Genomic DNA, 22,865 nt, shown 5'->3' with positions numbered 1-22,865 from the left:
CTCTCCTGCTTCTGCAAAACCGGCAGAGAACATCACAAAGCTCTTCACGCCGGCTGCCAGTCCGTCATCCACCGCGGCCTCGACCCGCGAGGCCGGAACGGCGAGGATCACCTGATCCACCTGCTCTGGAATCGCCATGACCGAGGGGTAAGCCGTCATACCCTGCACCGTGTCTCGCGTCGGGTTCACCGGATGGATCGTAACCTGCGAACCCGCTTCCCGCATGTAGCGCAGCGGCCGTCCTCCAATCTTGTAGGGATCGTCCGAGGCGCCAACCAGCGCGATGGCTCGGGGTTTGAACATGGCCGTGAGGCCCTCTGCCGTCGCGGCAGGCATCGAGGTGTCCATCAGGGTCATGCGGTAGTGTCCTTTTCGGAAGGCGTTTGGATGAGCACGCGCCCGATGCTGGCGTAGTGGCGGCGCATTTCGGCAGAAGTGCCCAACCAGGGCACCAGCGCCAACACGCGTTTGATATGCGGGGCGAGCGGGCTTTCCTCGGTGATCCCCATTGCGCCGAACATCTGGATGGCGCCTTTTGCCATGTCCATCGCGGTGTCATTCACCCGCGCCCGGGCCCGACAGGCAGCTCGGTCAAGATCATCAGGCGCAAGTCCGGCAGCCGCCCGCGCGATCGCCGCGTCAAGCACCGCACGCGAGACAAGCGCCTGCCCGTAAAGATCAACTACCTTGTGCTGGAGCGCCTGAAAATGCCCAAGGCTTTGACCAAATTGCTGGCGCGTGCGCAGGTGTTCCAGCGTCAGATCCAGCATCACATCGATATGGGCCAAAAGTTCAGCGGCAATCACCAACCGAGTCTCGGCCAGCACCTGTCGCAGAGCCGTGTCCAGTGCCGCGCCATCGGCAAGGTGTTCACCGGATAGGCCGTCCAATTTCAGGGTAGCAAGTCGAGTACCATCCACCCGGGTTTCCATGGTCGCATCCGCGGCTTCGAAGGGAAGAGCAAAAAGTGTCCCGTCGGCAACAACCAGACAGGTCTTGGCCAAATGCACATGACGGGCCGTGCCGGTCGGTCGTCCATCGCGAAACGTGATGTCCCCCGTATGGACCAGCGACACCAACCAACCGTCTTCACCCAAATGCCGCGCAACTGGGCTTTCAGGCGCAACCAGTGCCAAGAGCCGCGCCGCAAGATAGGTCGCACTGACCGGCTCTGCCCGGCCAATGCGCGCCAGCCCACCCGCGATAATCGCCGCGGCATCGGGGCCAAAGCCAAGGCCGCCAACGGACTCGGGCAAGGAGCATTGCAGCCACCCCTGTGCGTGCAACGCGTCCACATGGTTGTCCGCCAGAGGCCCGCGCCCATATGCCGCCACGCTGTCCGTCAGCATCTGGGCCATATCTTTGTCAAGTACGTTCATTTCGCCGTCTCCAGGCCCAAACCCAGCACCCGCCGCGCCAGAATGTTGCGATGGATCTCGTTCGCGCCGGAAAAGATCGCCGGAGCGCGGCTTTCAAACCAGGTAAAGGTTGGCGCGGGCTTGCCCGGAGTGGGCGTGACATCGACAACTCCACCTTGCCCCGCCGCTTCCAACGTCCATTCCGCGATCTTCTGAAAGCTCTCGGTTGAAAATATCTTCAGGGCGGACACTTCGGTGCCCACGTGGCCCTCGGTGCTGACCAGATCGGCAAAGCTGCGATACAGGTCCTGCCCGTCCAGCGTATCAAACTCTGCCTGCACAAGCCGGTCCTGCCACAGCCCGTCATCGCCCAACCCCACGGCGTCGATCACCGCGTTCAGCTCTCCCAGTGCCTTCATCGAACGGCGCGGCGAGCCTGCCCAGATGCGCTCGAACCCGAGCAACGAACGCGCGACCTGCCAGCCGTCATCACGTTTGCCCAGAATGCAATCGGTGCTGATCGTTACGTCGTCAAAGAAGACCTCGCAAAAATCATCCTCACCCCCGAGGTTGCGGATTGGTCGCACTGTGATGCCGAGGGTCTGCATGTCGACCAGAACAAAGGTGATCCCGTGCTGTTTAGGTCCATCCGAAGTGGTGCGTACAAGGCAAAAGCAATGTGTGGCGTGATGTGCGGAAGTGGTCCAGATCTTCTGACCATTGATCGTCAGCCGCGTGCCATCGATCTGCCCGGCGCAGCGCAAACTGGCCAGATCCGACCCCGCGCCCGGCTCTGAATAGCCCTGACACCAAATCTGTTCGCCTGCCGCGATCTTTGGAAGGTATTCGGCCTTCTGTGTCTCGGTGCCAAAGGCAATCAGCGCCGGACCAAGGTTGCGCACGCCACTGTCGTGCAGCCAAGGCGTCCCAGCCGCCTCCATCTCATCAATGTAGACTAGGTGCCGCTCCGGCGTCAGCGCCATTCCACCCAGTTCTGAAGGCCATCCGGGCGCAATCAGACCCGCATTCCAAAGCGCCCGATACCATGGCATCGTCTGGTCCGGCGGCATCCGCAGCCGCACGTTTCGAAGCTCGGAGGGGCAATTTTCAGCAATGAAATCGCGCAATATGGTGCGAAACTCGGCTTCTGCCATCGCATTCCAATCCCGAGCCATCATGCCCCCACCATGTAGTCCGGCGCTGCATGCCCCTCGCCGACAAGGCAGCGTCCGGCATCCAGGACGGTCACATCCCGCGCCGCGACTCTTGCTCGGAATCGGCACATGCCATCCTCATGCCAAATCTCAAATCGGATCGTTTCACCCGGAAACACGGGCCGCGAGAACCGTGCCTCAATCGAGCGAAGCTGGGTCTCGTCATAATCGAGCACTCCCTCAAGCATCGCCCGCGCAGCCAGACCCCAGGTGCACAGCCCGTGCAAGATCGGCCGGTCGAACCCGGCCTTTTTCGCGTGGTCAGGGTCAATGTGCAGCGGGTTGCGGTCCTTGTTCAGCCGGTAGAGCACCGCAGCCTCTGGCCGGGTATCAATGTCCACAACGACATCGGGTGCGTGGTCGGGCAGCGCCTCGGAGACCGGTGCCGATCCGAAATCGCGTCCAAAACCACCATCGCCGCGGCAAAAAGTGCTGTGCAGAATACTGGCAACCGCATTGCCGCTGGTGCGGTCAAACATGGTACGCGCCACATGAATCAGCGCGCCCTTGTCCCCCTTGTCCTGAACCGCCTGAACCCGCGCGTTGGCCACCAGATCACCTTCGGGCGGCAAGGGCTGATGCAAGAAGACCCTCTGTTCTCCATGCACCGCCTTGCTCAGCGTTACCCCAAGTTCCGGTGCAGCCGTCCAGCGCCCCGGATGGCAAAGGATCGCAGCAAAGCTCGGCACTGCGACCAGATCCTTTTCGTACACATAACGAAGTTGCGCCCTATCCACCGGATCTTGTCCGAACCCAAGTGTGGCGGCATAAAGCATCGTCTGGTCCGCGCCATAGCGCTGTTCCAGCGGCGGAAATTCCCAGGCTTCGAGCGCGTCAATATTCAGCATTGGCTCAGATCGCCTCCCAACTGAACACGTCCCGGGTGCGTTCCGCCGGGGTCATGCTGGATCGGAAGGCACCGGGCAGCGTTGTTGACAGCTTTTCCACGGTCCAGCCATCATTTCTATGCAATGTTCGGATTGGACGCGGCTGATCATAGAGGTAAACTTCGTTGCCCCGCGCCCCGAAGATCTGGCCGGTGATGTCCTTTGCTCCGTCGCAGCACAGAAAGGCCGCCAGCGGCGCGATCTGGTCGGGCCGGGTGGTTGTGCGGCGCTTCTCCATCTCTTTCTCCTGCTCCTCAGGTGTGCGCCCCGGAACACTTTCGATCATGCGGCTGAAAGCATGGGGCGCGATGCAGTTCGAGCGCACACCAAAGCGTGCCATGTCGAGCGAAATCCCGCGCGACAGGCCAACGATCCCCATCTTCGCGGCGGCATAATTGGCTTGCCCGACAGAGCCGATCAACGCCGCAGTCGATGTCATGAACACCAGCGCCCCGCTCTCCTGTGCACGAAAGTGCGGCGCACAAGCATTGGCGATGTTGAACGCACCGAAAAGATGGACACGCAGCACCCGCTCAAAATCCTCGGGCATCATCTTGTCCCGCACTCAACCGCCACTCCAACGGCGCACGACCGCCAAACGGGCATGTCAGGCGCGGATGCCAGACAGCACGCGCCGCATCGGGGCTCCATTGGTAGGCAAACTTGCCATCGCGGGCATAGGTTTCCCAAACGGCACGGGGCGATTTCAGTATCTCGTTCATGTGTCCTCCGGTAGCCGCCGCCCGGAGGGCGAGAGGCTGTTCCCTTTGACCGATCATGGCCCCGCCGTTGGTGGGGTCACAACTCGGAAACTGTCACTCTTGCCTAATCAACGGTTAGTCTAATTGCCGATCCAGAAACGCGATCAGCGCCGCATCGAAGCCATCGGGGTTCTCGATGTTCACCGCATGCCCGCCGTCGATATCAACGATCTCCATCTGCGGCCACGCCTCAGCCAATTCGTTGCGGCACTCCTGAAAGGCCTTCTCGTGTCGCCCGTTGATGAGCAAGGTCGCCACTGCCGGCCCTGCCCTCCGCCCATAGAACGACAGCGCAGGCGAGGTCAGACCGATAAGCCGCAAATAGGTCTCGATGTCTATCGCGTCGGCTTCGCGCGCGAGAACCGCCTTGATCACTTCGGGAAACCGTTTGGCGTGGCGCGGGTGGAACACCTCCTGCCCCATCGCGTCTCGCCCCCCTTCGCGAATGCGGGCAATCCGTTGCGCGCGCATTTCTGTCTCCGCCGCGCCGTAGGCATCCCGAAAAGTGGTCCGGGAATTGGTAAATACTTGTGCCGCCACCCGCTCAGGGTGGGTCATCGCGTAGTATAGAGTAACCCCCGCTCCAAAGCTCTGCCCGCAAAGGCACCAGCGTACCGCACCCAACTCTTGCCGGATCCGCTCCAGCTCGGCCACCAGCGCTTCCGGCGTGGCCTCTGCATCCTTGGCAATCGGCGGCGATGCGCCGTGGCCAGGCAGATCTACAAGGATCAACGGCAATCTCTTGGCCAAGGCCGCACGATTCAAATCCCATATCCTGCGGCTCGCAAACATCCCGTGCAGGAGCACCAGCGGCACTGCGGCCCCGGGCTCTCCTACGATCTCATAATACATCTGCGGCATCTGCCCTCCCTCAACGGTCTCGCCGCAAGGTAGTTCAAGCTAAAGTCCTGTTCGACCGGCGCGAAAGTCATGTGACGCAAACCTCCGGTCAGCCCCGCGATGCCCTTGCGGCCCCCCTGCTTCGCTTGAAAAACTCGCGCGACTCATCCGAAGTGTCGAGCAGCCAGTCAATAAAATGCCGGGTCTTGGTTGAAACTGATTTCATCGTTGGCCAGATCACATGAAAAGCCGCGCCAGTTGTCACCGGCTTTCGGAACGGGCGAATTAACTGCTCTGCCTCCAATTCGCGCGACAATAAATCCACCTGGCCCAACGCAAGGCCAAAACCATGCCGCGCCGCGCTATAGACAAGCAGCGAGCTGTCAAACTCCTGCCCACTCGAATGGTCAATCTCCACACCCGCTTCTGCCGACCAGATTTCCCATTCCTTGCGACGGTACTTTGCGTGCAGCAATTCAGCGCTGGCCAAATTCTCCGGGTCGGCGAACCAGTTGCGATCCTGAGCATATCCTGGGCTGCACACGACATCGACCGTCTCGTCAAAAAGCTTGCGGCACTTGGCGTCGCGCCATGTCCCGTGCCCAAGCTGGATTGCCACGTCCAGATGAGTGCTCCGAAAGTCGAGCGGCTCAACAGTGGTGTCGAGCCTAAAGCGATATTCCGGATAAAGGGTCTGAAACTCACGCAGCCGCGGAAGCAACCAGTGCTGGGCAAAGGTCGGGTAGATCCTTAACTTTATGGTGTTTTCGCTCTCTTCCGTCAGCACACCATGCGTCGCCTGCTCCAATTGCTCGAACAGAACGCTGATCTCCTGCCCAAGGCTTCTGCCCACATCCGTCAGCTTCACTGAACGTGCCCCGCGTACAAAGAGCTTGACCCCCAGGTAGTCTTCCAGCGTCGATATCTGACGACTGATTGCCACTTGGCTCACTCCCATATGGCGGGCGGCAGACGTAAAGGTTTTGTGTTGCGAGGCGATCGCGAAGGCGCGAAGCGGGTTAAGCGGAAGGTCTCGATAGCGCCGATCCATAAGCAGATGTTTCCCTTGTCCGACCAGAATGGCGGTGTTTTCCCTAATCTGGATGTTTAAACTGTCCGCAAGTTAATGTGAATTGGATGCTCTCCAGATGGATTTCCGCCTGACCGACGAACAGCAGATGTTCTACGATACCGTCCGCCGCTTTGCGTTGGCAGAACTGGCGGATGGTGCTGCCACAAGAGCCAATCAGGATGCCTATCCGTGGGATGTCGCCGAAAAATTCGCCCAGATGGGTCTGCTGGGCATCACAATCCCAGAAGCCGATGGCGGCGTCGGCGGTGGTCTGGTCAATGCCATCCTCGCAATTCAGGCCGTAGCCGAGGTTTGCCCGCGTTCAGGGGACGTGATCCAAGCCGCAAATTTCGGCCCCGTTCGCACATTCGCCGAGTTCGCTACACCAGACCAGAAACAACGCTTTCTCGGCAAGGTTCTCGCAGGCAAGTCTCTGATCTCGCTTGGAATGACCGAACCCGAAGCGGGCTCTGCCGTAACCGACCTGCGCACCTCGGCGACGCCGGATGGTGAAGGTTACCGTGTGAACGGGACCAAGATTTTCGGCACCCACTCTTCGGAAGCCGAGGTTTTTCTTGTCTACCTGCGCTACGGTCCCGGCGTCGGCGGTATCGGCTCGGTGTTGATTGAGCGCGATACACCCGGATTCACCATCGGCAAGCCTTCTACCTTTATGAACGGCGAGACCTGGTCGCAGCTCTATTTCGACAATGTCTTTGTTCCTCGTGAAAATGTCCTGATCGGCAAGGGCGGCTTCAAGAAACAGATCGCAGGCTTTAACGTTGAGCGGCTTGGCAACTCCGCCCGCGCTCTTGCAGTGGGTCGGCACGCCTTTAACCTCGCCCGCGACCACGCAGCGCAGCGTCACCAGTTCGGTCGTGCGCTTTGCGAATTCCAAGGCCTGCAATGGAAGTTCTCTGAAATGGCCGTCAAATTGGAAGCAGCCGGACTTATGCTGATGCGCGCCGCCGTAAATGGCGAAAACACATTACCATCGGCGCAAGAGACTGCGATGGCCAAACTGGCCTGCAACGAGGCCGGGTTTTTTGCCGCCAACGAAGCGGTACAGATTCTCGGCGGTCTCGGCTTCTCCGAAGAAAGCACCGCGCAATATGCGCTTCGCCGCACCCGCGGCTGGATGATCGCGGGTGGCTCTATCGAGATCCTGAAGAACCGCATCGCCGAAGGTATTTTTGATCGTCGGTTTTCCCAACGTGCGGAACAGCAGATGGCCGCCGAATGATGGGACGCCCGGACACGGACTATCTGTCGGCCCTGACCGCGCCGCGATCCGTCGCGCTGGTCGGCGCGTCGTCGAACTCGAAAAAGCTCACCGCGCGCCCGCTGACCTTTCTGCGTCACCACGGCTATGCCGGGCGCATCTTTCCGGTCAACCCCGGCAGTTCCGAGGTCATGGGTCTGCCCGCCGCGCCATCGGTTCGCGACATTACCGAGCCGATCGAGCACGCCTATATAATGCTTGACGCAGAGCCCGCACTTGCCGCGTTGCAGGACTGCGCCGACAAGGGCGTCGCGGTGGTTTCGATGCTGGCCGACGGTTTTGCCGAAGCGGGTCCTGAAGGCCTTGCCAGACAGGAACGCGCAGAGAAGATCGCCCGCGAGGCCGGTATGTTGTTGATCGGCCCCAATTCCACCGGCACCGTCTCTACCACCTCTGGCTTTGCCTGTACCACCAACGCCGCTTTCGCCACCGCCAAGCTGATCCGCGGTCATACTGCCGTCCTGTCCCAGAGTGGCAGTGTCATCGGCACCCTGTTGTCTCGGGGACAGGAGCGCGGCCATGGCTTTTCCACGCTCGTTTCCCTTGGCAACGAGGCCCGCTGCACCGTGGGTGATCTTGGCAGCCTTTTGTTGGACGATCCAGAAACCCAAGCCTTCCAGCTTTTTCTTGAAACCATCCGCGATGCCGAAGCACTCGAGGCCTTTGCCCAAGGCGCGGTCGCACGTGGCAAGCCCGTTATCGCCTACATGATCGGTGCTTCCGAAGAAGGTCGCCAACTCGCTGTTTCTCACACCGGAGCATTGACTGGCGGGCGCGCCGCGGTCTCGGCATTCCTGCGCGAGATCGGAATATACGAGACCCAGCAATTCGAAACGTTGATCGAGGCCCCGGGCGCGCTCTCTGGCGCTCGCCTGTCGGCAAACCGTCCTCGCCGCGCGACTGTGGTTTCCACCACCGGAGGCGGTGGCGCGATGGTTGTCGACCAGCTCTCTACCCGAGGTGTCGAAATCGGCGCACTCAGCCACGACGCCCGCAGCGATCTATCAGACCAAGGCATTCCTCTTGGTCACGGGAAACTTGTCGATGTCACTCTTGCCGGTACGCAATACGACACCATGAAAACGGTGATCGACCGGCTGATCCGCGACCCCGAGACCGGCGTGCTTGTTGTTGCGGTCGGCTCTTCGGCGCAATTCAACCCAGAACTGGCGGTCGCGCCGATCATCGACGCCGTGCGAGAAGCCCCCAAAAACGCGGCACCGGTTATCGGCTTTCCCCTGCCCCACGCGCCGGAAAGCCTCGAATTACTGGAGTCTGCTGGTATCCCGAACTTCCGCACTCTCGAAACCTGCGCCGAAACCATCGCGCTCTTGCTGCGCCCGCCCCCGGCCCCGCGCCAGTCCGCCGAACCTTTGCCCCAAACAGTTGCCGCACGGCTTAAAACCCTCCCCGCCGGGGTCCAGTCCGAAGCGACATCAGGCGTGCTTTTCGAGGCTCTTGGCCTTACGTGCCCCGCGATGTGCGTCTTTGGTCCCGAGGAGGAACTGCCCGAGGAACTTGACCTCAGATTCCCGGTCGTGGCCAAACTCGACTCGCCTGACCTGCCACACAAGAGCGAGGCCGGCGCCGTGATCGTCGGGCTGAACAACCGAGCTGACGTAATCGCTGCCATCGTACAGATGAAATCCGACGCCGAAGCCTATGCTCCCGGCTACCGTCTTTCGTCGGTTCTCGTACAGGAAATGCGTCCCGGCCTTGGCGAGGCAATCATCGGTCTCACCCGCGATCCGCTTGTCGGTCCGGTCATCACTGTGGGCGCTGGCGGTGTGATGGCCGAGATTTACCGCGACACAGCCGTCCGTCGCGCGCCCGTCACGCTTGCCGCCGCGCGAGAGATGATAAGCGAGATCAAGGGGTTCGCCCTGCTTCGCGGTTATCGCGGCAATCCGCCGGGCGATCTCGAGGCCTTGGCCCATGCAGTCACGACCTTTTCCCGATTGGCTTTTGAACTGCGCATTGAAGAAGCAGAGATAAACCCTATCGCGATTTTGGCCTCCGGCAGCGGGGTGATGATGCTGGATGCCTTGATCCGCTTGAACGAGGATCCGTCAACTTGAAAACATTACCGTCGCTTGTCTGCCTTTATGCGGCGTCTGGCGCGGCGGGCCTCATCGGCGCAATGCTCGGGCTGCCCCTTCCCTGGATGATCGGACCCTTGATCATGTCCGGCGTGCTGACAGCAAGCGGTACTCTTAATGTGCGCGTGCCGATCAAGACCCGTCCATTTGGCCAGATCACAGTCGCCACCTTCGTCGGCGCACATTTCACCCCGGCTGCATTTCACTCGCTGCTCCAAACCGCGCCGCTCCTTATTGCCGTAAGTCTCTTTACGCTCGTGGCCTCTCTTCTGGTCGCCATTGTCCAGCGCCGACTATTCGGCACCGATGGCGTCACAGCCTTTCTCTCGGTTGTGCCGACCTCGCCGGTCGAGGCAGGTGTGCTGGCCGAAAACCACGGCATTTCACCGGCGCCGGTGATCTTTGCCCAAACCATGCGAATCGCTCTTGTCGTCACGGCTTTTCCGCTGATGCTGTACGTTGCGGGCGATGCCCCGGTTTCCGTCACTCCACCAGAGGTGGATCATGGATTTGTTGCCTTCTGTGTCACTCTGGCAGGGGCGGTCGCCGGGCCTTTCCTGTTCAAGACGCTGCGCCTCAACAACCCGTTTTTCCTTGGACCGCTGTTCATGGCTGCAGCACTTTCCGCCCTTGGCCAACCCGTGTTTGACATTCCCCAGCCAGTCCTTGCTCTGGCGCAGGTTGTCCTTGGCACATGGCTCGGCTCCTGCTTCACCCGCGAAACATTTACCGAACGCAAAAGCCTCGTTAGTTCGGTCATCGTGACCTCTGCCATGTTGCTTGCCCTCTGCGTCCTTGGTGCCTATGTCGCCAGCCGCGTCATGGGTGGAAATTTTCCGACGATGGTGCTTGGTTTCGCGCCCGGTGGCACGACAGAGATGGCTCTGACTGCAGGCATTCTTGGGCAGGACGTGGCCTTGGTCACTGCCATGCACCTCGCCCGCATCTTTTTCATCATGCCCAACCTTCAATGGCTGACCCGGCTGACAAGTCGGCTTGGTAAAGAACGCAACGACGCCTGAACCTCCGTCAAGTCATTCAAGGAGACATCCCATGCCCCGTGCCTATGAAGGCCTCAAGGTCATTGACGCCACTCACGTTCTGGCGGGCCCTTTTGCGGCCTACCAACTCGCCGTACTCGGTGCAGATGTCATAAAGATCGACCGCCCGGATGATCCGGATCAGGTGCGCCAGCAGGGTCCGGACCGAGAACTGAACGCGGCCAACATGGGCACCACCTACCTTGCGCAAGGCGCCAACAAGCGGTCTGTTGCGCTTGATCTCAAGACGGACGGTGGCCAGGAGGCACTGCGCGCGTTGCTCAAGGATGCGGATGTTTTCGTCCAGAACTACCGCCCCGGCGCGCTTGACGCTTTGGGACTCGGCTATGAGGACGTAGCGCGCTTCAACCCAGGCCTTGTCTACTGTTCGGTTTCCGCGTTCGGGCATAAGGGACCGCGCGCCGAAGAAACCGGCTATGACAACGTGTTCCAGGCGATCTCTGGCCTGATGTCGCTCACCGGCACACCCGAGTCTGCGCCGTTGAAAACTGGATCACCCGTGGTCGATTACGCAACCGGTTACATGACCGCCTTCGCCATCGCCTCTGCCTTGTTCCAGCGCACGCAAACAGGTCGCGGCCAGCACATCGATCTGGCCATGTTCGACGCCACGCTCATGCTGATGAGCACACATATCGCCGCCTATTCCGTCGCCGGGAAAATTCCCAAACCGGAGGGCAACCGCTTTGCCCTGGCAGGCATCGGCGCCTACGACACGGCCGATGGCATCCTGATGCTCGGGGCTGCCAACATGCGTCAGCAAAAACGCCTGTGGGAGGCGTTGGAGCGGCCTGACATGGTCAAGGCGACCAATGCCGAAAGAATCGAGAGCCATTCTGCCGAGGAAGAAGTTCTAAAGGAAATCTTCCTCAGCCGCACAGCTTCGGAATGGCAGGATTTTCTGCGCGACCATCGGGTGCCGGCCGGCAGGGTTCGTACCATGGAAGAAGCCCTTGCCGATCCTCAGCTTGCCGCACGCGGCGTGCTGCAAAGCACACGGGCGCCACTTGGTCGCGAAGGCCAGCACAATGTGCCTGTCGCGCCATTTCTGATGTCGGACGGCAATCCAGAAATTGACCGACCGGCACCCTACATCGGTGAGCATACCGACGAAGTTCTCGCGCAGGCTGGATTCACCCAGGATCAGATAGACGCACTGTGCGTGTCCGGCGCTGCATCAAGAAGCATCGACCGCTGAGGCGCAAACAAATCAATAATGCATCTCGTGATCAGAAGTTTGAATTGATGCGGTGTGGTGCAAGAGCACCCAACTCAGGCGATGAGTAACTATCAGTCGTCGGGACCGGTATTGCCGGAAAGAGGTTGCAGCTGCGGGGCGCAGGAGCTGAAGAGTAACGATTTTCAGATAGTCCCCAACCCGAACTCAAATTCCTGAATGCCTGCAGAGCCTGCACTGTTGCGTTATCGGTAGCAATTCTGGAAAATGCTAACGACTTGGCAAATGTCGCGATATACCCGTCAGCAATGGAAAATTTCAGGTTCGAAACACAAGAGCGTTTGGGCGATACGATTGGCGAAGTCGCTTATCGGCGTATCCGTTCGCATATCGTAAACGGGCAGCTTTTGCCTGACAGCAAACTGAAGCTGGAACGCATGAAAGACGTATATGGTGCCAGCGTAACCACCCTCCGGGAGATCCTGAATCGACTGGCGGTCGAGGAACTGGTCACGGCAGAAGGCCAGCGGGGCTTTCGCGTTGCGGCGGCCAGCGGAGCAGAGTTTCGGGAACTCGCGGCGCTTCGCACGCTTCTTGAAACCCATGCCCTACGAGCGTCTATCATGCAGGGCGATATCGAATGGGAAGCATCGGTTGTAGCCGCACATTACAAGCTGTCGGTCGCCGAGCGGCGCCTTGTGGCCTCCCAGAACAATGGAGTGGACAAATGGGTCTCCTGCGACTGGGGGTTTCACCACGCAACCATCGCGGCCTGTGGCCAGCCGGTACTCATGAAAACCCACGCGTCGATTTTCGATAGGTTTGCGCGTTATCACATGCTGGTGATGAATTTTCGCGGTCAGGGCGTCGTTGACGACCACACCAGCCTGCGCAATCTGGTGATCGCGCGCGATGCGGATGCCGCCGTTGCACTCTTGACGCAGCACATACAAAGCGGGTTTGATCACGTCATGGCCACCGGGTGTTTCGAATGAAACGGCGGGTTTAATCCTCCTGCGAAGACCGGAACGCGGGTCCATCAGGATGGTTGGTCACAAATCCGGGTCCGCCATTATTCATGTGGCATCTTCAGAGGTGGCGATGTGTGCCAATGCATATTGGCCAAAAATGATCTCGCTTGACACGCCCAGCCCGCGAAGAAAATCCGTATCCAAGTGCGACATCGCTACGCGCTGGAACTGAGCAGGATCGTGTGCAGTAACCAGAATCAGCCAAGGCATGGGCTGGTCTGCTCCGCGCAAAAATTGTTCGCGGGTCATTGGGGGTCGCGCGACAGGGCGCAACAATAGCGCACTGACCATTTCAGGCATGGCCACAATGTCGGGAAGCACATCGCAGGAAAGCTTCTCGACCAAAGTCGCGTCGCCCTTGTCGGCTGTGAAACGCACCGCCAATGCCGCCGATCCCAACCCAAGACCATGGCTTGCTATGATATCACAGAAGCCGCGCGTCATGCCGCGAAACCGCGGCATCATTTCGCGAGTCCACGGTGTCGGATCATTCAGCCGTTCAAGGTAAGCATCTGATGTGCTGACATCGACATCGGTCACGTCATAGGTCACCAAATAACGTGGCGCTCCTGAAGTCGCGATCCAACGCGTGGCGCGAAGAAAGCCCGGAACCAAGAGCCGTTCACGGAAATGTTGATTGCTGTGCCAGTCATCATGATCAGCGGTATCGCCTTCAAAGTCGTAGAAGAGGACCATCATCGCGTCGCTTGAAAGTGCCATCCTGCTAATCCTGATTTCCCGCCCATTTCATGCAAATGCAACACAAACTTTTCTCACCTTGGCATGTCCATTCGGTTTTGAAGAACGATGATGAAGCTGATTTTCTGTTGGTATCAAACCGACGCTCTGGCGAGCTCTGCCAGCTTGCGAATTGCAAAGTCATAGCCTCGAATACCAAATCCCTCGATCTTTGCGGTCGCGGCCTTGGACACATAAGACAGATGGCGAAATTCGTCGCGGCGGAACAGTGGAGAGATGTGGACTTCGATTATGGGTTCATCATAGATCAGCAAACTGTCCAGAATTGCGATTGACGTCGATGTGAAGCCCGCCGGGTTGATCAGCAGACCCGCAGTTTTTCCACGAGCTTGTTTGATCCATCCCATGATCTCGGCCTCACTGTCGCTTTGGCGAAAGTCTATGTCTACGTCTTCTTCCTTTCCGATGCGGCGGCACAGTGCTTCGACATCAGCCAGGGTATCGTGGCCATAGACTTCGGGCTGGCGGGTGCCCAGCATATCAAGGTTCGGGCCGTTTATGATCAGGATCGTTTTCGTCATGAAAGCTCCGGTATGTGTCAGCCTTTGTACCCGTACAGTCGTGGTAGCCACAGCACGAGGTCAGGCACATAGGTAATAATCGCAAGACCTGCGATCATGATGGCGAGGAAAGGCAAAAGATGGCGGATCGTGTCGCGGATCGGCGATCGGGTGATGGATGTCACCACAAAGAGCAGCAATCCATAGGGTGGGGTGGCCAGCCCGATCATCGTATTGACCACAACGATCACACCAAAATGGACTGGATCGACACCGAGAGCGACGGCTGTTGGAAGGAATATCGGGACGATAACCAGCAGGATGGCGTTCGCCTCAAGCAGGCACCCCAGCAGCAAGAGCAACACGTTCACCATCAGCAGGAATGTCACGAGAGTCAGTTCTCGGTCACCAAGTGCGTCGCGTATGACGTTAGGCACCTGCTCGACGGTAACCACGTAATTGAACGCCAGGGCACCCGCGATAAGGAACCCGACGCTGGCTGTGGAGCGGGCACTATTGCGAACAGTCTGATAGGCCGTGCGCAACGACACGGAGCGATAAAATACCGTGGACACAAGGAAGGCATAGAGTGCGGCAAGGGCGGCGGCTTCTGTCGGCGTCGTGACTCCGCCATAGATGCCTACCAACAGGATCACAGGCATCAGCAGCGCCGGAATGGCACGCAGCGTGATACGCGGGAGATCGCGCAAAGGCACGGGATCGTCCACTGGATAATCGTGAATGCGCGCCTGCCACGCGTTCATCACCATCAACAGAACACCAAGTATCAGGCCCGGCACAACGCCTGCCAGGAAAAGAAACCCGATCGAGGTATCCGACACCAGAGCAAACAGCACCATTGGAATCGACGGTGGGATGATCGGGCCGATGATGGCCGAAGCTGCTGTGATTGCACCGGCATAGGCACCCGGATATTTGCCGTCTTTCGTCATCAGATTAATGATGATCCGCCCCATGCCGACAGCATCGGCGATCGCCGAACCGGACATGCCCGAAAAGATCAGCGAGGATACCACGTTGACATGCCCAAGCCCACCGCGGAACCGTCCGACCAAAGCGCGGCAAAAGTCCAACAGCCTGTCTGACAGCGAACCGACATTCATCAGGTCTGCGGCAAAAATGAACAGCGGAATGGCCAACAAAACGTAAGAGCCGTATAGCCCGGTCAGCATCTGTTCAAAGGCAATGGACATGTCCTGACCCTGCAACAGCAAGTAAAACACGGACGATGCCAGCATGGCGTGCCCAATCGGCAAACCGATTACTGCGGTCATGATGATGGCTGCGACGCAGACCCCGAATTCCCAACTCATTTTGTAGGATCCTTGCGTACGACCGCATCGACACCTGCTTCGGGCGCGTCGCGTCCTGTAGCGGCAGTCCAGAACACCCAGACATAGCGCAGGATCGACATGACCGAAAACACCAGGGCAATCGAATAGACCCAATTGAACCGAATATCGAGATACGAGGTTTTCTGAATTTTCATGAAGGTCACGAAATCCCACAAGGCGGGCAGCGACCATGCATAAATACCTACCAAAAAGACCGAAAACACCACGCGAAAGACCCGACGCATTTCTGGCGAAACGCTCCCGTAGAGGATGTCAAACCGGATCTCGTCTTCTTCCCGGGCAGAAACGGATTGTCCCCATAGCAAGATCCAAAGCCAGGCGATCACACAGACTTCGACCGTCCATCCAACAGGGCTGTTCATGACATACCGCATGAAGACCTGAATGATGAAGCTAAGGAACATCGCCGCGAGCAGGATCGCCGGCACCGCGTCGACCAGCGTGCGCGCCAAGTTCGAGACACGGGCAAAGTTCATCGGTTCTTCCGCCAGGTTGAGTGGCCAGCTTGGGCGGGCCACTCATTGCCGAAACGCGGATGGCACTTATTCAGACAGGGCATTGATCGCGTCGATCATGCCGTCAGGCCAACTCTGTGCAAACTCGGATTCGAGGTATTTCTGCTGAGCATAGTCCCTGAATGCAATCCGGTCAGGTTCGTAGACCTTCAGCCCTTCGTCCTTGAAGAACTGCACAAGTTCCGCCTCGCGGTCGAGATGGCGCTGCGTGCTCTTTTCGATGGCTGTATCCACTGCCGATTGCAAAGCTTCCTGTTGTTCGGCTGTAAATCCAGCCCACAACTCTGAACTGATCGCCAACACGTCAAAACCAACCAAGTGGCCGGTCAGAACGATCTGACTCGTCACCTCGTAGAACTTCATGTTGTAATCATTTGGAAGTGGGTTGTCCTGACCGTCGATCGCACCGGTTTGAAGTGCGGTATAGACTTCTGCATAGGCAAGCGGGGTCGGGTTCGCACCGATGGACTCGCCAAGGAACTGCCACGCATCACCGCCCGGCATCCGCAGCGTCACACCGTTCAGATCCTCTGGCTTCATGACCTCCATTTCGGGGGCGAGGTTCACCTGCCGCGTTCCAAAATAGACTGGTGCGAGCACATGGATACCGGCGTCTTCCGTCATCTGTAGAAGTTGCGCGCCGACATCGCTTTCAAAGGTTGCCTTCAGGTGGTCAGCGTCGCTGAAAAGGTAGGCCGAGGTCACGATGGACCATTCTGGGATTTGCTCGGCGATGCTTTGCGGAGCAATCAGCCCCATTTCGAGATTGCCACGCTGGATCGAGGTGAGTTCTGTACCCTGATTGACGAGCGTCGCACCGTTGAACACCTGCATGTCGAAGTGATCCGATACCGCTTCGGCAATCTCGGCGAATGCCTCCGCGCGGATGTCGTTCTCGGACACGACCGAGCTGAGGCGGAGGATAGGCTTGTCCTGTGCGTACGCTGAACCGGCAAAGCCCGTAAGAGCCGTGGTTGCAGCGATTGTGGCCGCGATAGCGGTCCGGCGGGTAACGTATGTCATTGGTCTCCTCCCTTATGACGACTGACTAGGCTGGCCAGTCTTCTGATAACTTTTATAGTGCAAAAACACAAATATCCTACATTAATTGTTTTAACGGTTGATACGACAAGTAACAGGTGTTCGGTCCTCATGCGCGTCATCATCTCTTGTTCAATATCAAACCAATAAAACAAGATCTGTGCGGCCAGACTAAGTGTCCAGCCGCAGCAAAGTGCTTAGGACAGATGGGTTCATCAAAGATCGTTGATCGCTTCCAGCATGCCCTCTGGCCAGCTGTCGGACAGTGGCGAGTTCAGATACTGCTCTTGTGCATAGGACTGGAAAGCTCCCAAGTCGGGCTCATAGACAGTTAGCCCTTCGCCCTCAAAGAACGCAACGAGCTCGGCTTCCTGGTCAAGATACTGCTGATCGGACCACGCGGTTGCCTTGTCGGCAGCGGCCTGCATCGTGGCTTTCTGTTCGTCGCTCAGTTCATCCCAGACCTGCGAGGACACCAGAAGTATGCCGAAACCGACATTGTGGCCAGTCAGGACGATTTGGTCCGTCACTTCATGGAACTTCATCTGGCGGTTATTGGGCAAAGGGTTGTCCTGGCCGTCCACAACGCCGGACTGCAGCGCGGTGTAAAGCTCGGTATAGGGAATCGGCACAGGGTTTGCGCCCAGAGATTTGCCAAGGAATTGCCAGCTTTCACCGCCCGGCATGCGCAACTTGACTCCTGACAGATCGGCGGGGGTCTTGTATTCGGCATCTCCCTTCAGGTTCAGGTGACGGGTGCCGTAGTAAAATGTGCCAAGCATCTCGACGCCAAGCTCTTCACGGGCAAGAGCCTTCAGTTGCTCACCGACTTCACTGTCGAAGATCGCCTTGAGGTGGGCCTGATCCCGCACGATGTAGGCAGCGCCCAGAATGTCGAACGCGGGTACCTGCTGCGCCAGGTCCGAGGGCGGAAGGCCCGCCATCTGGATGTTGCCGCGCTGCAGGCCGACCAACTCGGTGCCCTGCTTCATCAGCGTGGCTCCGAAATAGGGCTGGAAGGCGAAATCATCGCCCAGCTCATTGGCGAAAATCTCTGTCATCGCCTTGGACCGTGGCACTTCTGCCGGGTTCACATCCGAAAAGATCAATTCGACCTGTGCAGAGGCAGTGCCAGCGATGGAGATCGTTGCCACGGCGGCAGCGATCAGGTTGCGTAGACTTTTGTAGTTCATGGTTTCCTCCCTGGAGAAACGTCAGAGTGCAAATAGGTTTTCCGCCACGCCCTGCCCCGCACCTTCGATGGCGAAGACGGATCCGGCCAAAGGCTCGGCCGCCAGTTGCTCATCCGAGAGGAACTTGAAGGCAGTTGTGACGAAAAGTGTCTTCAGATCCCGCCCGCCGAAACAGAGGCAGGTGGGATTTGTGACCGGCAGAGCGATCTGCCGGTCCAGACGGCCGTCGGGCGCGTAGCGCACCACCTGGCCGCCCGCGAAGAAGGCCTGCCAAAGACAGCCATCGGCATCCACACACGACCCGTCGGGGCGGATGCCACTGCTGCTGTAATCGGCCAGAACCTCGCGGTTGGTGATCTCCCGGCCGGTCTCATCGAGACCAAGCCGCCAGGTCACATGCCGGCGGGTATCCGTGAAATACATGCTGCGCCCGTCAGGCGCGAAGGCGATGCCGTTGGCGACAATTACATCGTCGAGCATCCGAGTCATGGTTCCGTCGGGATCAACACGATACAGTCCACCCAGACCCTGGCTGAGCCCATTGTCCATGGTTCCGATCCAGAGGCTGCCATTGGCATCGACACGCCCGTCGTTCAGCCGCGTGGCCGGCATCACTTCATCCGGCGTTGTGGCAAAAGGCAGCCAGTTGTTGGCTTGTGGAGCGCGGTGAAACAGTTGCAGATCGCGTGCCGCAAGCAGGCCTCCCGACCGTGTCATGGCGATGGAGCCCAGATAGGTGCCTGGATGCGCTTCGGACTCGGTCGCGCCGCTTTTGGGATCAAGCTGCCACAAAGTTGGCTGCTCGATGTCGATCCACCACAGAAGCCCGCGTGTAGCGTCCCAGAGGGGTGTCTCGCCAAGCCGGGCGTTCACTTTCTGGACCAGTTCCACGTTGCAGTTAGACATTACGTTTCCTGTTTTTGACCTCTGGGCCGGGCTTGGAACTGTCATACGCGGGGCATTCCGGACGGTCGCGACAGGCGCCGCTGAGCGGCGATGCGGAAAGGTGCATTGGCGGCTCCATAGCCGGTGTAGCCATCCTTGCGCTGGCAAATCTCCAGGTAAATCCCATCCCCGACCGAACGAGTGTAGACTTGGAAGAAAGACCCGGAGGCGTCCTCGTCGTAGAGGATGTGATCGGCCTTCAGCCGGTCTGTGAAGTCAGGTGACAGCGACAATCGCGCGGTAAGGTCGTCATAGTAGTTCTCGGGCATCGGCAGCGGCTCGAACCCGCATTCGCGCATCTTCGCAACGCAAACAAAGATGTCATCGGTGGCAAAAGCCACATGCTGCACGGAAGACCCGAAACTGTCGGCAATGAAACGTCCGGCGAAGGTGCGATGAGTTTCGGCCCCGTTCAGCGTAACGCGCAGCGCCGCGTCGGGGCTTTCGATCGCCTGGCTGCGCACCAGCCCGCCGGGATCGACCACATCAACCGTGGCCTGCTTGTTTGTCTCGAAAAGCGACAGATAGAAAAGCGACCAGGTCAGCATCTCTTCGTAGTTCATCGTCTGGCCGATATGGTCGATGCGAGTCAGCCCGGCTTCATGGGTGGCACCGCCCTCCGCGGGCTCGAACTCGATCTCCCAGACCTTGCCGAGATCTGAGCTTCGGTCGATGAAATGAAGCAGACCCGAACCAACCCCACGGATGGCTGGGATCTGCATTTCTCCCGGTCCGACAGACTGGCTGAAGGGCGTGGCTCCCAGAGCGCGGGCGCGGGACACCGTATCCTCGGCGCTGTCCACCAGCACACCCACATCACAGATGTTCAACCCATGTGCGATATGCGCGGTGTGGGCAAAGCCATCCTGGTCGGTATTCAGGACGATGCGGATCGCGCCTTGCTGCCAGACCTCGACTTGTTTCGAGATATGCTTGCCCGCCCGGCGAAATCCCAGCGAACCAAGCAGCTTGCGCAACCCTTCGGCTTCGGCTTCCGAAGCTGCGAATTCCACGAAGGCGACGCCTTCAGACGTCACGCGGGGCGGAATATCGGGCAGGTCGACATGCAACTCGGGCTCAGCGCGCCTGACCTGATCCATTAGGTAGATGAGTGAGCGGTGTCCGTCCCGCGCGATGGCCTTGGGGCTGCCACCGCGGAACTGGTCGTTGAAAACCTCGAGGCTGATCGGTCCTGCGTAGCCGGTGGCAGCCACGGCGCGCATGAAGCCGGTCACGTCCAGATCGCCCTGACCCGGCATGTTGCGGCGGTGGCGTGACCAGTAAAGCAGATCCATCTCGATCATCGGCGCATCGGCAAGTTGGACAAAGAAGATCTTGTCCCCCGGAATGGCGCGGATCGAATTCGGATCCAGTTTGCGCCCCAGCGTATGGAAACTGTCGACAACCAGCCCGATATTCGGATGGTTCGCACGGCGCACCACCTCCCATGCATCGCGGTGGTCCCAGACATGACGCCCCCAGGCCAGCGCTTCATAGCCAACGCGCAGGTTGCGGGTCGCGGCACGCTCTCCCAATTCGGCGAAATCCTGCGACATGCGATCGATACCGCCAAGGGCTTTGGAATGAACGGAAGAACAGACCAGAACGAGGTCTGTGCCCAACTCCTGCATCAGATCGAACTTGCGCTCCATACGCTCGAATGCGCGGCCCCTATCGGGTACAGGCAGGCCTTCAAAATCGCGGAACGGCTGAAACAGAGAGATCTCCAGTCCGTGGTCCCGCACCATCGCGCCGACCTCACGCGGAGAGGCATCGAAGGTGATGAAATCCTGCTCAAAGATTTCGATGCCGTCAAAACCCGCCGCCGCGATGGCGGCGAGCTTTTCCCGAAGGTCCCCTGCAATGCAGACTGTGGCAATCGAGGTTTTCATGGCGCTTTAACCTCCGTAGCCCAGCAGACGCGGCAGCCAGAGCACGAAATCCGGCACGAAGGTGATCACGCCAAGCGCCACGAAAAGCGCGAAGAGGAACGGTAACAGGTCGCGAATGATGCGGCCGAGGGGCTGTTTGGTGATTGACGAGACGATGAACAACAACAACCCGTAAGGCGGCGTGATCAAGCCCAGCATCGCGTTCACCACACAGACCACACCGAAGTGGACAAGGTCAATGCCAAGCGCCTGCGCGGTCGGGATGAAGATCGGCACGATGATCAGCAGAATGGCGCCTGATTCCAGGATACAGCCCAGAGCGATGAAGAGAATGTTGATCGCGATCAGGAACCCAACTGGCCCCAGGTCATACTGGGCCAAGAACACGGCTAGCTGATCCGGCACGTTTTCCCGCGTGATGACATACTGGAAGGTCAGCGCACCGGCGATCAGGATACCAACCGTGGCGGTTGATCGGGCCGAGGCCAGCAATGTCTCGAAGAATTGCCCCGCAGTGACCGAACGATAAAGCACGACCGAAATGGACAGCGCATAAAAGGCCGCCACGGCAGCGGCTTCGGTCGGGGTCATGATGCCGCCGTAGATCCCGCCCAGCAGGATCACCGGCAGCAGCAGTGCAGGGATGGCGCGGAAGGTGACGCCCGGCATGTCGCGCAGCGGTATCGCCTCGTCCACATCGAACCCGCGACGGTGGGCGATGATCAAGTTCATGGTCATCAGCACCACCCCCATCAGCAGGCCGGGCATCATGCCAGCGGCAAAGAGGTAGCCAACCGACTGGTCCGACACGAGCGCATAAAGAACCATCGGGATCGACGGCGGGATGATCGGGCCAATGGTCGCCGACGCTGCGGTGATCGCGGCGGCGTAGGACTTGGTATACTTCCCGTCCTTGGTCATCATGTTGATGATGATCTTGCCCATGCCGACCGCATCGGCCACGGCCGAGCCGGACATGCCCGAAAAGATCAGTGAAGACACCACATTGACGTGACCCAGCCCGCCCTTGAATCGTCCGACCAAGGCCTGACTGAAACGCAGCAGCCGGTCCGCCAGTGAGCCGATATTCATGATATCGGCGGCAAGAATGAACAGTGGAATCGCCAGTAGCGTGTAGCTGTTGAACAAGCCTTGAAGCAGGGTTTCCGCTGCGATCGAGGGATCGAAACCCCGCATGATCAGGTAGACGGAAGACCCGCAGATCATCGCCAGTCCCATCGACAGGCCGCCGAAGGCAAGAAAGGCGATCAGGACAATCGAGACTGTAAAGGGATCACTCATAGTCATGTGTCCCAGCAGTTTTGGGCGTTTCGAATGACGGACCAGTGCCGGTGATCCCGCGCCAAATGGAAATGCCGCAGCGGACGACAACGGAAAGTGCAAAGGGGACGTAAATCGCGAAGACATAGTCGAAGCGGATCTTCATGTACGAGGTCTTCTCGATCGACATGAAGTCGATGTATCCCCAGACTTGCGGCAGCGTCCAAAGGAAGATGCCGGCGCAGATCGTCCCGGTGATGACGTCCAGCGCGCGACGCCCCCAGCTGGGTAGCGCCGCATAGATAATGTCCAGCCGGATCACGTCGCTTTCGCGCACCACAAAAGCATAGCCAAAGAGAATTCCCCAGAGCCAGGCAATCGAGACGAACTCGACCGTCCAGCCCAGTGGAAGGTTCAGCAGATAGCGGAACACGATCTGGATCAGGAAGCTCACGAACAGCGACCCGAGGATCAGCCCGAGGATGACCTCGGCGCCGCGTTCACCCCATCCGGCGAGTGTCTTCAAACGCTCCATTCCAAACCTGTTACCCTTGCCTTGCACGGCGTGTCAGTTCAGAGGT

At 59.0% G+C, this 22,865-nt stretch carries 23 protein-coding genes; 5 read left to right on the top strand and 18 right to left on the bottom strand.

Going from position 1 to position 22,865, the window contains the following annotated elements; all coding sequences use genetic code 11:
- The 8 genes from ACTIEN_RS18315 to ACTIEN_RS18280 form a co-directional block, all read right to left on the bottom strand.
- Window positions 1-357, bottom strand: a 357-nt coding sequence (locus ACTIEN_RS18315; RefSeq protein ID WP_439524598.1) for a CoA-binding protein, incomplete at its 3' end; no start/stop codon positions are given.
- Window positions 354-1,379 (bottom strand): acyl-CoA dehydrogenase family protein, encoded by a 1,026-nt coding sequence (locus tag ACTIEN_RS18310; RefSeq protein WP_439524597.1) that lies wholly within the window; start codon window positions 1,377-1,379, stop codon window positions 354-356. The genes ACTIEN_RS18315 and ACTIEN_RS18310, both read right to left, overlap by 4 nt.
- A complete protein-coding gene (locus tag ACTIEN_RS18305; RefSeq protein WP_439524596.1) occupies window positions 1,376-2,536 on the bottom strand; it encodes an acyl-CoA dehydrogenase family protein in 1,161 nt (386 codons plus the stop codon). The genes ACTIEN_RS18310 and ACTIEN_RS18305 overlap by 4 nt, the downstream gene beginning before the upstream one ends.
- The gene (locus ACTIEN_RS18300; RefSeq protein ID WP_439524595.1) at window positions 2,533-3,420 is read right to left on the bottom strand and encodes a MaoC/PaaZ C-terminal domain-containing protein; all 888 of its coding nucleotides are present in this window, start codon (window positions 3,418-3,420) and stop codon (window positions 2,533-2,535) included. The genes ACTIEN_RS18305 and ACTIEN_RS18300 overlap by 4 nt, the downstream gene beginning before the upstream one ends.
- A 4-nt stretch (window positions 3,421-3,424) precedes the next feature.
- On the bottom strand, window positions 3,425-4,009 hold the full coding sequence (locus ACTIEN_RS18295) for an SDR family oxidoreductase (RefSeq protein ID WP_439524594.1): 585 nt from the start codon (window positions 4,007-4,009) through the stop codon (window positions 3,425-3,427).
- Window positions 3,993-4,181, bottom strand: a complete 189-nt coding sequence (locus ACTIEN_RS18290; RefSeq protein WP_439524593.1) for a hypothetical protein — start codon at window positions 4,179-4,181, stop codon at window positions 3,993-3,995. Before ACTIEN_RS18290 ends, ACTIEN_RS18295 begins: the two co-directional genes overlap by 17 nt.
- Window positions 4,182-4,295: 114 nt before the next feature.
- Window positions 4,296-5,081, bottom strand: a complete 786-nt coding sequence (locus ACTIEN_RS18285; protein ID WP_439524592.1) for an alpha/beta fold hydrolase — start codon at window positions 5,079-5,081, stop codon at window positions 4,296-4,298.
- Between the two features lie 88 nt (window positions 5,082-5,169).
- Window positions 5,170-6,111 (bottom strand): LysR substrate-binding domain-containing protein, encoded by a 942-nt coding sequence (locus ACTIEN_RS18280; RefSeq protein WP_439524591.1) that lies wholly within the window; start codon window positions 6,109-6,111, stop codon window positions 5,170-5,172.
- Window positions 6,112-6,208: 97 nt separating this feature from the next.
- Between ACTIEN_RS18280 and ACTIEN_RS18275 the strand changes: the two genes are divergently transcribed.
- The 5 genes from ACTIEN_RS18275 to ACTIEN_RS18255 all read left to right on the top strand — a co-directional run bounded on the left by ACTIEN_RS18275 (window position 6,209) and on the right by ACTIEN_RS18255 (window position 12,746).
- On the top strand, window positions 6,209-7,375 hold the full coding sequence (locus tag ACTIEN_RS18275; protein WP_439524590.1) for an acyl-CoA dehydrogenase family protein: 1,167 nt from the start codon (window positions 6,209-6,211) through the stop codon (window positions 7,373-7,375).
- Window positions 7,372-9,492: an acetate--CoA ligase family protein gene (locus ACTIEN_RS18270; protein WP_439524589.1), complete on the top strand. Its 2,121-nt coding sequence runs from the start codon at window positions 7,372-7,374 to the stop codon at window positions 9,490-9,492. The genes ACTIEN_RS18275 and ACTIEN_RS18270 overlap by 4 nt, the downstream gene beginning before the upstream one ends.
- Entirely contained in the window at window positions 9,489-10,535 is a 1,047-nt protein-coding gene (locus ACTIEN_RS18265) for an AbrB family transcriptional regulator (RefSeq protein WP_439524588.1), read from the top strand. The genes ACTIEN_RS18270 and ACTIEN_RS18265 overlap by 4 nt, the downstream gene beginning before the upstream one ends.
- Window positions 10,536-10,566: 31 nt before the next feature.
- On the top strand, window positions 10,567-11,772 hold the full coding sequence (locus ACTIEN_RS18260) for a CaiB/BaiF CoA transferase family protein (RefSeq protein ID WP_439524587.1): 1,206 nt from the start codon (window positions 10,567-10,569) through the stop codon (window positions 11,770-11,772).
- A 287-nt stretch (window positions 11,773-12,059) separates the two neighbouring features.
- The gene (locus ACTIEN_RS18255; protein ID WP_439524586.1) at window positions 12,060-12,746 is read left to right on the top strand and encodes a GntR family transcriptional regulator; all 687 of its coding nucleotides are present in this window, start codon (window positions 12,060-12,062) and stop codon (window positions 12,744-12,746) included.
- Between the two features lie 81 nt (window positions 12,747-12,827).
- Here ACTIEN_RS18255 and ACTIEN_RS18250 read toward each other — a convergent pair whose 3' ends face one another.
- From ACTIEN_RS18250 to ACTIEN_RS18205, 10 genes are all read right to left on the bottom strand, one after another.
- On the bottom strand, window positions 12,828-13,502 hold the full coding sequence (locus tag ACTIEN_RS18250) for a hypothetical protein (RefSeq protein WP_439524585.1): 675 nt from the start codon (window positions 13,500-13,502) through the stop codon (window positions 12,828-12,830).
- A gap of 113 nt (window positions 13,503-13,615) precedes the next feature.
- On the bottom strand, window positions 13,616-14,062 hold the full coding sequence (locus tag ACTIEN_RS18245) for a type II 3-dehydroquinate dehydratase (protein ID WP_439524584.1): 447 nt from the start codon (window positions 14,060-14,062) through the stop codon (window positions 13,616-13,618).
- Between the two features lie 17 nt (window positions 14,063-14,079).
- Complete coding sequence (locus ACTIEN_RS18240) at window positions 14,080-15,375, bottom strand: TRAP transporter large permease (RefSeq protein WP_439524583.1); 1,296 nt, start codon at window positions 15,373-15,375, stop codon at window positions 14,080-14,082.
- Entirely contained in the window at window positions 15,372-15,893 is a 522-nt protein-coding gene (locus tag ACTIEN_RS18235) for a TRAP transporter small permease (RefSeq protein ID WP_439524582.1), read from the bottom strand. Before ACTIEN_RS18235 ends, ACTIEN_RS18240 begins: the two co-directional genes overlap by 4 nt.
- Window positions 15,894-15,959: 66 nt before the next feature.
- Window positions 15,960-16,955, bottom strand: a complete 996-nt coding sequence (gene dctP, locus ACTIEN_RS18230; RefSeq protein WP_439524581.1) for a TRAP transporter substrate-binding protein DctP — start codon at window positions 16,953-16,955, stop codon at window positions 15,960-15,962.
- A gap of 233 nt (window positions 16,956-17,188) precedes the next feature.
- On the bottom strand, window positions 17,189-18,166 hold the full coding sequence (gene dctP / locus ACTIEN_RS18225; protein ID WP_439524580.1) for a TRAP transporter substrate-binding protein DctP: 978 nt from the start codon (window positions 18,164-18,166) through the stop codon (window positions 17,189-17,191).
- A 21-nt stretch (window positions 18,167-18,187) separates the two neighbouring features.
- Window positions 18,188-19,072: an SMP-30/gluconolactonase/LRE family protein gene (locus ACTIEN_RS18220; protein ID WP_439524579.1), complete on the bottom strand. Its 885-nt coding sequence runs from the start codon at window positions 19,070-19,072 to the stop codon at window positions 18,188-18,190.
- A 41-nt stretch (window positions 19,073-19,113) separates the two neighbouring features.
- A complete protein-coding gene (locus ACTIEN_RS18215; protein WP_439524578.1) occupies window positions 19,114-21,003 on the bottom strand; it encodes a bifunctional sugar phosphate isomerase/epimerase/4-hydroxyphenylpyruvate dioxygenase family protein in 1,890 nt (629 codons plus the stop codon).
- Between the two features lie 6 nt (window positions 21,004-21,009).
- Complete coding sequence (locus tag ACTIEN_RS18210) at window positions 21,010-22,305, bottom strand: TRAP transporter large permease (RefSeq protein ID WP_439524577.1); 1,296 nt, start codon at window positions 22,303-22,305, stop codon at window positions 21,010-21,012.
- Window positions 22,298-22,819: a TRAP transporter small permease gene (locus ACTIEN_RS18205; RefSeq protein WP_439524576.1), complete on the bottom strand. Its 522-nt coding sequence runs from the start codon at window positions 22,817-22,819 to the stop codon at window positions 22,298-22,300. The genes ACTIEN_RS18210 and ACTIEN_RS18205 overlap by 8 nt, the downstream gene beginning before the upstream one ends.
- Window positions 22,820-22,865 lie beyond the last annotated feature (46 nt).

Origin of the sequence: Marivita sp., assembly GCF_051859345.1 — a bacterium.
GTDB lineage: Bacteria > Pseudomonadota > Alphaproteobacteria > Rhodobacterales > Rhodobacteraceae > Marivita.
Note: the sequence above shows the minus strand (reverse complement) of the source record. Positions and strands in the feature narration are given on the sequence as shown.